At 46.6% G+C, this 9,821-nt stretch carries 4 protein-coding genes; 1 reads left to right on the forward strand and 3 read right to left on the reverse strand.

The annotated features are described in order from the left end of the window. The 3 genes from priA to RWJ43_RS04430 form a co-directional block, all read right to left on the reverse strand. Nucleotides 1–2,095, reverse strand: a 2,095-nt coding sequence (gene priA / locus RWJ43_RS04420) for a primosomal protein N' (RefSeq protein WP_314008250.1), incomplete at its 3' end; no start/stop codon positions are given. 12 nt (nucleotides 2,096–2,107) lie between these two features. Beyond that, nucleotides 2,108–5,626 (reverse strand): UvrD-helicase domain-containing protein, encoded by a 3,519-nt coding sequence (locus RWJ43_RS04425; protein ID WP_314008252.1) that lies wholly within the window; start codon nucleotides 5,624–5,626, stop codon nucleotides 2,108–2,110. 6 nt (nucleotides 5,627–5,632) lie between these two features. After that, on the reverse strand, nucleotides 5,633–8,776 hold the full coding sequence (locus RWJ43_RS04430) for a PD-(D/E)XK nuclease family protein (RefSeq protein WP_314008255.1): 3,144 nt from the start codon (nucleotides 8,774–8,776) through the stop codon (nucleotides 5,633–5,635). A 106-nt stretch (nucleotides 8,777–8,882) separates the two neighbouring features. On the opposite strand from RWJ43_RS04430, the gene RWJ43_RS04435 reads away from it, so the two are divergent. Beyond that, nucleotides 8,883–9,722 carry a peroxide stress protein YaaA gene (locus RWJ43_RS04435; RefSeq protein WP_314008258.1) on the forward strand — a complete coding sequence of 280 codons (840 nt, stop codon included), beginning with the start codon at nucleotides 8,883–8,885 and terminating at the stop codon, nucleotides 9,720–9,722. The last annotated feature ends 99 nt before the right edge of the window (nucleotides 9,723–9,821 follow it).

Genomic DNA, 9,821 nt, shown 5'->3' on the forward strand with positions numbered 1-9,821 from the left:
CCTCCGCCATCTGATCCGCTACGCGACGAACTTCTTTTTCTGAAGCGCCCCAGAAAAGCACGTTAGACAAGCGCGAGAAGGGCGGGTAAGCTCCTTCTCTTCTTTCTTTAAGCTCTGTGTCAAGAAACGGACGCCTGTCATGGGTCACAACAGAAGCAATAGCAGGATGTGTTGACCAGTACGACTGGATGATGACCTTACCAGGCTTTTCTCCCCTGCCTGCACGGCCTGCAACCTGCTCAAGCAAGTCAAAAGTTCTCTCAGCTGCTCTAAAATCTGGCAGCTTAAGCATCGTATCAGCGTTAATAACGCCAACCAAGGTTACGTCTGGGAAATCCAGTCCCTTTGCAATCATCTGCGTTCCAATGAGCACCGCTCCAGGAGTTGCATCAAAAAGCTCAAGGAGTCGCTGGTGCTCGCCCTTTTTAGCCGTAGTATCAGCGTCCATACGAATAATTGGTGCATCGCTACCAAGCAGCAACTTGAGCTCGTCTTCTACACGCTGCGTTCCCACGCCATAAGCCCCCATGTAACGACTTCCGCAGTTTGGACATTTGCTGGAAGGATTGGGATACGCGTGCTGGGACCATTGCCTACCACAACTGTGGCAAACCAGAGAATGCGTGCGCTCATGGTACGTGAGAGACGTCGAGCAATGCGGACACTCGGGCACACAACCACACTCGCGACACATCAAAAAGTTTGCAAATCCGCGACGATTAAGGAGTAGAACGCTTTTCTCGCCACACTCTGTTGTTTCTTGCAGTGCAAGAGCAAGAGCTGCCGAGAAGACCGATCTGCCTCCGTTTTTGAACTGGGAAGCCATATCAACTACCTGGACCTGCGGGAGCACCGCCACGCCAGGCCTCTCGGTCATGGCAACGCGTGTCCAGTTAGTATCACGCCAGCTTCCTTGAGCTGTTCGGTAGAGACTCTCAAGCGAAGGTGTTGCAGAACCAAGCACCAGCGCAGCACCGTGTAGACGCGCCATCTGAGCAGCTACTTCTCTTGCGTGATAGCGTGGGAGCGAATCTTGCTTGTATGAAGCCTCGTGTTCCTCGTCAATGATGTAAAGTCCGGGGTTTTGGATGGGTGCAAACAGGGCAGATCGAGCACCTACTACCACGCGAGCCCTACCCTGCCTGATTAAATCCCACTGGTCAAAGCGCTCACCAATTGAAAGCTTTGAGTGAAGAACGGCCACCTGCTCACCAAAACGTGAACGGAATCGGCCTACTGTTTGTGCGGTAAGAGAAATCTCAGGGACAAGCACTACAGCACCCTTGCCAGCCGCTAAGGTCTTTTCAATAGCAGAGAGATACACCTCGGTTTTACCTGAGCCAGTTACACCATCAATAAGCACAACATCGCCCTGAGCGGCAGTTTGTGCAGTCTCGATTGCTGCAAGAGCAGACTCTTGCCCCTCAGTAAGTTGCTGAGGACGAGGTGCTACACCACTTGAAAGCGTGGTTCCCAGACCCTCCTGGCTTCCACGAATTTGTCGCTGTGTGCGCACCTCAACGATGTCTTTTTTCTGCAGTGCAGTTACTGCACTGCGAGCTCCTGGGATTGTGGCCGAGAGCTCGGATAACCTCATGGCGCCTTGCGCCAGAGCCTCAAGTACCGATCGCTGCTTGCTTGCATTTGCCGCAGGCGTAAAGTCAGCCGCCTTTTCTGTCAGCTCAACCCATCGCTCATCAACAGGACCGGAGTTCTCACAAACAAGCTGCCAGGGAGATTCTGCATCTTTTCTGGTGACTTTAACCTTTTGACCAGGCGCTAAAAAAGGATGCAATGCGTCTGCATAACTACAGGCATATTCTTTGCTCATCCATTCTGCTACCTGTGCAGACTGCTCATCAAATGCTGAATCTGCTAGAACTTGTGTTATTGGAAGGACGCGAGAAACATCTAAACCTAAAGACACACGGTCTGAGACACCCACAATGTAGCCAACAACCTGCCTGTGAGAAAACGGCACCAAGACCGTTGTTCCCACAACCGCAGTCTCTTCCAAAGATTCTGGAATGGCGTAGTCAAACGTGCCAGAGAGAGCACGAGTTGGTATGTCTAAAACAACATGTGCAAAAGGCACGTTCTTGCCTCCTTAAAGCCGTGGTTGATGGTTTACATCAAACGTGTAACGAGCAACGTGTGGCTGACCAGCTTCTTCAACCTCAACACAAACAAATGCACACTCAACCTTAGTGAATCCGCGTTGCATCAAAACGTAGGCATAGAAGTTTGCTTGCATCTGATGATGCTCATAAATCTGAGTTGCACTAAGGCCTTTATCGCCTGTTTTATAGTCAACTACCAGCGCATCTTTGCTTCCCTTATTATAAGCGAGAAGGTCGATGGCTCCTTCTACATAGTTCCCATATTCAAAATCAACCTGTAGCGTAAAGGGAGACTCCGCAATAACTACATCGTGAGCAAGAGCTTCCTGTCTTATCTCTGAGTTGCCCCACAACTCAAGTGCTTGTTTAACTCGTGATACCGCGCGCTGAGGAACACTATTCTTCAAGCACAATCTATCAATAGTTTGTTCATCAACCTTAGCCTGAGTCTCAACCATAATCTGAGCCAGCTCATGGAAGGCTGAACCAAGGCTGGTTGGATCTACTCCATCATCAGCTAATGAACCAGCCAAAACCGTAGAAGTCTCAGTTACTGGTTGAGGGTTATTTGCATCATATTCCAGGCTTTGTGCCTGGCACTCTTCCTCAAGCGCCTTGTTATTCTCGCCCTTAAAGTTCTCTGCCATTTGTTGGTGAGCGGAAGAATAACTAAAGAAACCTTCTCGCTGGTCATACGTAGCTTCTGGTGCAATGCTCAGCTGAACCTTCTCATAGAGGTTAAACGTTTCTTCAGCTTGAGGGTTTTTCTCTTCACTTGGTTTGCTATTAGAAGGTTCAGGCTTACCGCCAAAAGGTTCAACCAACTCTAAACCTTCAACCTGAATTGGCTCATCCTTCTTGCCCGAACCCTGAACTACACGCATACAACCAGCAAGATTTCCACCATATTCAAACGGATGCTCACCAGCAGAAAGTGGGGGCTCTTCAAATAAGGCATTTGTGATCTTGCGCGTATAACGAGGGCTAATTCCCTCTTTAGTAAGGTCGATGGTTGAAGTCAGAATTACTGCTTCGCGAGCTCGCGTCAGAGCAACATACAGACGGCGATTCTGCTCCTGCTCTTCAAACTCATTCTCTTGAGTTTCTAGGAACATTCTCCACTCAAGAAGACCCTTGCACTCATCAATACTTGTAGGAACCTCATGACAGCCATCATACAATTCATGAAGTTTTTTAGAACTGCTTGAGAATGCAATCTGATACGAATCGTCTTTTTTAACATGCAAAAATGGTTCACTGCCAGCGCCTGCCTTAGGGCCAGACACAGCTCCTACAACAGCAACAACAGGAAATTCCAATCCTTTAGAAGCATGAATGGTCATAAAAGTTACGGCGTTTTGAGTGCTGCAGTGAAGCACCTTTGGCGACTCTTTAGCCGTGTTACACCATTGACTAAACGCTTTTGCGACTGAAGCTACGCCAATGCTCAGCTCCTTTTGCAAGCTATCAATTTGTTCAAGAGCTGCAAAGATATTTGCAATCTTTGACTGCCCCTCATTCCCCATCTTTTGAAGGCGAGAAATCCATCCGGCATCAAGAACTACCTTTTTAATGACGTCTGAAACTCTCTTGTTTGAAAGAGAGCTACGAGCGTTACTCAACACCTCTAAAGCATTTTTGAGCTTTGGACTTATCTCAAAAGGTGGATTAAATGCGTCATTTACCACTGACTCTGCAATATCTCTATTGGTAATCCTCTGACCATTTTCTCCAAAATTAGTGCCCAAGAGAAGCAGGTCAGACGCATCAAGGCTAAAAATCTCACTCGAGAGTACAGGAAACAGTCCCTCGTATGAATCGTACATATTTGCGAGTGCCTGTAAAAGACTACCAATCAGCTGAACCTCAGGCTGCTCACCAAATGTTGAAGCTCCAGAAACCACGCTTTCAATTCCAAAGGTACGAAGCGCCTCAATATAGGGCTGTGCCTTTTTAACCGATTTCATCAAAATTGCAACATCTTTTGCTTGGATATTCTCATCCTGCATAAGCGTGTTGATTCTGTCTGCAAGCTGATACGCAACAAGCTGGTTTCTTGTGACCTCATCGCCTGGCTTAGAATTTCCTGACTTTTCAAATTTTGTGACTTCAAAATATACGCGAGGCGAATGAGCAATGAACGGAGTTGCAGGCTCTTCTCGCCCAGCAGACAGATCCATAAAGTTAGGTATCATGCCATCAGCACTGCAAACCTTTGCAACAAATCGCAAAATTTCGTTGTGGCTGCGGAAATTATTTACAAGACGGGGTTGCAAATCTTCTGAAACCTCTGCTTGACGTCTAAAGAACACATCAACATCAGCACCGCGGAATCGATAGATTGACTGCTGCGCATCACCAACTGTTGTGAGATATTGAGCATCTTTACCTGAGAGACTCTTAATCATCTGCACCTGTTGCTGGTCCGTATCTTGGAACTCGTCAACCATTACAAGCTTGAATTTATCCGTGTAAACAGCTGCAATCTCTGGACGCTCTTCAAACACCTGTGCCGTTAGATGCAAAAGATCATCGTTATCAAGGCCGCCAACAGCAAGTTTCTTCTGTTTAAAGAGCTTGTAGACCTGCTCTGTAACATCTTTTAGACACTGACCCTCAGACATGTCCTGAATAAGTCCAAATAAAGCGTTGCAAACTTTAAGCTGGTACGCAGCTTCATCTTTTACAATTTTTATTTCTTTTGAGGAACGGACGGCCTTAACGGCTTTTCCCAAAGCCTCCCAAAACGCCTGGTCAAAATCAGTGAGCGAGAGAACCAAGTGTTGCTGCAATTTACTTGAAAGATCAGATTGAACACTTTGTAGTTGCTCTGCTTCATCTGGTTTTGTGGCAGCAATTGCACCCTTTAGTGCTTCAAGTGCAGCGTCTAGGTCTTCAAGCTCTCTTCTTAGAACTTCCAGGTTAGAGCTATCCCCTACAAACGAAATAGCATCCATTCCTACAGGAGATGACTGAGCGTACGAAATCAGTGTTTCAATACGAGACTTCAGTGCATCTCTGTTCCCTGCATAGGTTGAGAGAAACTCAGCATAGCTTTCATCTTGAGAAAGCTCTCTGAGTACTTCTTCAATTGATATATTGACCAGCTGATTTCTGGTCATGTCGTCAATGATTTCAAACTCAGGATCAAGACCCAAATCAAGTGCATGAATTTTTAAGATTCTGCTGCACATACCGTGGATAGTACTAATCCACGCATCATCAACCTGCAACGCTGCGCTGTGAAGACCTTCTTTTTCTAGAGCTTCTCTAACGCGCTCTTTAATTTCTGTAGCTGCGGCATTGGTAAACGTAATAATCAATGCCTGGTCAAGACTACTCAGATACGGCTTTCCGTCAGTTCCCGAGCCTTCTTTTAAAGCCCACACAATTCTCTGTGTAAGCGTAAAAGTTTTTCCTGAACCAGCACCTGCTGCAACAAAAAGAGGCTTATCAAGCGTCTTGATGGTCTTCTCTTGACCGGGCGTATAACGTGTGTCAGCCATAGTAGCTTACCTCCTCTTGTCGCACAGTTTTACTGGACAATACTTACATGCATCCTTATCGCAAGGATTGGCTCGGACATCTCCAGAAAGCATGGCTTGAACCTTCTGAGCAATTAAACTCTCCCAAGCGTCAAAGTAGTCTGCAAACTCTGCTGAGTTGTGAGACACAACCATAACCGCCTGGTCCCTGAGCTTTTTATCTTCCGGATGCATGTTCCAAATATGTTCTGTTGCCGCTTCTGTTGCCATGCCTGCAAGAGCAAATGAAGGCTTATCTTTTTGCTCTTTGGTACCCAGATAAATTGCAGCAACTGGCTCAAGCTTATATTTGGTGAGCTGCTTTCTCATAATCTGAGCATATATTGCAGACTGTACATGCCTTGGCAGAATCTCTTTTGAAAGCTCACTATCCAGACTTAGCTTTGCTGAATAAGCCTTCAGATCTTTTGTGACCTTGTGTTTATAGTCAATAATAAGTGCCTGACCATGAGCGTTTACATCTACGCGGTCAATCGAGCCTGTAAATTGAGCTCCTGCATACTCAACAACATTTTCTTCTCTACCAAAACGAAGCTCAAAAAATCTGGGCTGATAGCCAATAAAGTGCGAAGCTTCAAACTCGAGAAGATTCTTGAGATCTTCTCGTATATTCTCAACCTGTTTTCTTTCTTGAATGCTATGCGGAATAAGCTCATTTGAAGATGCTCGGTTAATGTTGTTGAATTGCTCATCCCAGACCTGGGCAAAACAGCTGTCTAACACTTGTTTTGCATGATCTAGATTATCAGAGGTAATCCTAGAGCCAGGAATGTCTTGTAAAAGTGCAGATTCAACCACTGAATCAACTTCAGCCACATCACAACCAAGTGCTTCAGCTAAAAGTGTTGCATGTGTTAGCTCTAGTACACGATGGATAAAGGTACCTATCTGCATTGGAGCAAAGTCAGTGTCTACCTGAGAAATTTTGATGCGACGTTGCGTGAACCATTTGTAGGGACACTCAAGATACGTCTCAATCTGAGAAGCGGAAAGAAGCGGTAGTCCTTCTCGCGAGACCTCTATAAGACCCTGCAATTCCTGCTCAAGAGTCTCCCGAGTCAAATGACGTGGGAGTACCACGATATTTTTGAGTTTAGGATCAATCTCACCAGACTCGATTGTTGGGAGTTCTGCAACACGTTCTGGGTCAGTAGCTTGAGGCAACAGGTTTACTAGCACCTCTTCTTCTCCGCGTGCAACCTCCGTCTTCTTTGCATAGTCTTTGGGATAGCATGCTTTAACCTCACTGAGAGCTACTGCGTTAAAGACATCTTTTTGTTCAACCTTCTCAAACGCAACGCTGGTAGAAGCAGTTGTAAGCGCCGTATAAAAATCTCTTTGATACCGTGCAAACTCTGATACCTTAGACGTTTTACTCGCATGGCGAACAAACTCTTGAAGCGCACCATCAGATGCTTTAACACCAAAATTCAGCGTATCCATACCCTGGAAAATGACAGTATCAAAAGAACGTGGCTCAAAAGAATGAGCTTGGCTCACAGGAGCTATCAGCACCTGAATATCAGACTGAATACCATTAGAAACAGGCATCATGACCGTCTGGTCTTTGCAAAGCTCAATAAAAGATTTGAGTGTCTGAGGAGTGAGCTTTAATCCTGCCTCATGCAACTCCTGTGCAGAAGAAACAATCTTGTTCATTACCTTAAGCGACTCTTGGTTTTGAAGAGACTGAAGCATCAACTCTTTAGACTGAGCAGCCTCTGACTGCTCGTCAGATGTTTCTGCAGAAAGGTATTCAATAATGCGCTGAGCAGCAGAACCAATTCTGCCAAGCTCAAGGCTCTTGATGGTCTCTGCGCACAAACGCGAGCTCATAGCCGCCTTAGAAAGCGTCTCAAGCACTCTGGTGGCATACAGCGTTCTATTACCGCGCCAGCTCTTATCCAGCATCCACGCACGCTCAACACTTATGTCTGAAATAGGTGAAATCAGATAGTCCGTAAGAGTACGTGGAGGCCACCACGACATATCCCCCATCTGATGGTCAGATGCCTGGTAGTCAATGTTTTTCTCGAGCTCTGAGCGTTCACTGAGCGTGACGTACGCATCAATCAAGCTAGCAAACGCGCTGCCTGCAAGTGAATCTTGAATGCGTACCGAGCGATTATAGTGAGCAGCAATCCCCTTTGCTGCAAGCTTTTGCGAGAGCGCATCCCAAACCCTTTGTGAATCTGAGGTGTACACCACAAAGCTCTTGCTACCAGACTCAACGCGCTGAGAGATATATCTGCTGATAGACTCTGCCTCGGCGTGCTGACCTAGCGGCGACAAAAACGTTACTGCACCGCTCGGCGTAACCTCATTACCCTCCTTGGCCCTGAACACCCTGGCGAGAAGATCGTTGAGCTCCTGACTTTTTGCGGCTGGCGCCGGCTCCGTATCCACACGACAATCGCACCCCGGGCCGCCAACCAACTCTAGTTGCTGCTCTGCCGCGTAACCTGCAGGTCCTTCGGGCACGTAGAGAGAAAACACCACATCCCGCTTCTGCGACAGCTTGCGCACAAACTGAAGACGTGCCTCCGAAAGATCTTCAACTCGCGAGAAAACCAATGCAGGTCCTTGTGCTGGTATGGACTGCAGTAGGTGGTCCAAACACTGACACATCTCAACGTAAGATTTTTCTTCAAGCAGCGCCTTGTAGCGCTCGAGCACCTTACAAGCACTCATCTGACCAGCAGAAAGTTGACCGGAGGTCGTAATCTGATCAAGTTCTGTAAGATACTCTGGAGCAAGCTTAGACAGAAGCTCCACCGTACCCTTGCTCGTAGTTAAAGTGCCTAGCTCATCAGCTGACATTCCATCCAAAATCTGCTGGAAAAATACCTTGCGAAGCGTATTTGAAAGCAAACGATCTGAGCTTCCATACAACTTCCATTGATCGCGCATCCACTCATCAAAAGTTGAAACATTCACGCCAACAGAGAGCTCTTGGATGGCACCAAGCTGTCTCTTAACTAACAACACAGTATCGGAAGAAGGAACTATAAGCTGAGCAGACCCCCACCTCTCAAGTGAAGCCCTTAGCTGATCTTGAATAGAGTTTGATAAGAAAGCACCTGTTTGTTGTTTGTACAGAAGCAAGCCCATACGTCACCTCTCCGATTTTTCTTACTTCTAAAGTTACCACGCACACCGGACATAAATTAGAATCAAACTAAACAACAACTAAAAATCCCGTATCAAAAGGATTTTCATGATTATTTTGCTTCCTCCATCATCAGGAAAAACTGCGCCCACCTCGGGTCCTTCTCTTGATCTCTCATCACTTTTGTTTGGCTCCGAGCTTACCAGCTGTCGAGAAGAACTCATCAAGGACTTACACCAGGTATGTTCTCACGCAAACGCAGCTCAGGTACTAAAAATTGGTCCTAACACCGTTGGTGACATAACCGACAACCTAGACGTCTATGAAGCTCCAACCACAACCGCACTCAACCTCTATACCGGCGTGCTATTTGAGGCTGCAAAATTCAACCAGACACTTGAAAACGTTACGTTAGAAAACACGCAGAAAACGGTTGCATTACCAGCAGATATCCTCAACTCAGAAATCATGATTTTCTCTGGTCTCTGGGGCGTTGTGAGGCCGCATGATCTTCTCCCCAACTATAGACTTTCTGCCTCAATCAAGTTGCCCACCATAGGCACTGTTGCTACTTACTGGAAAAAGCAGCTTAATCCCCTGTTAAACGCCGCTCTAAAAGATCAGATAGTTGTGGATTGCCGCTCGGGAGAATACAGAAAGATGTGGACGCCATCGGCAAAGCATCCTTGTGAGCTGTTGCAAGTTGTTGTTCAGCGAGAAGATCCTGGTACGGGAAAGCGCAGTGTTGTATCGCATAACGCAAAACATATGCGTGGTGTACTTGCAGGCGCTCTCTTTGAGCAACGCGCAAACGGAAAACTCTCTAATGAAGTTAGCGTGTCTCAAATTGTAGAAATTGCAAGCAATCTACCAGGCGTCATTGACGTTGACGTAAGCACGGCAAAAGCTTCTGGAGAAGCAACGCTCACGCTTGTTACTGGCCGCTAGTCACTGCTCAAAACTAAGCCAAAATTTTCAAAATAGACCTGCATAATTGAACTGCCTCCCATTTCTTGGACACGAGAAATAGGAGGCAGTTCAAAACAC

The organism is Lancefieldella parvula (assembly GCF_963530955.1).
Classification (GTDB): Bacteria; Actinomycetota; Coriobacteriia; order Coriobacteriales; family Atopobiaceae; genus Lancefieldella; species Lancefieldella parvula_A.

Coding starts and splice junctions, on each gene's coding strand:
- RWJ43_RS04425 (WP_314008252.1), bottom strand. CDS start 5,626: ATGGCTGACACACGTTATACGCCCGGTCAAGAGAAGACCATCAAGACG.
- RWJ43_RS04430 (WP_314008255.1), bottom strand. CDS start 8,776: ATGGGCTTGCTTCTGTACAAACAACAAACAGGTGCTTTCTTATCAAAC.
- RWJ43_RS04435 (WP_314008258.1), top strand. CDS start 8,883: ATGATTATTTTGCTTCCTCCATCATCAGGAAAAACTGCGCCCACCTCG.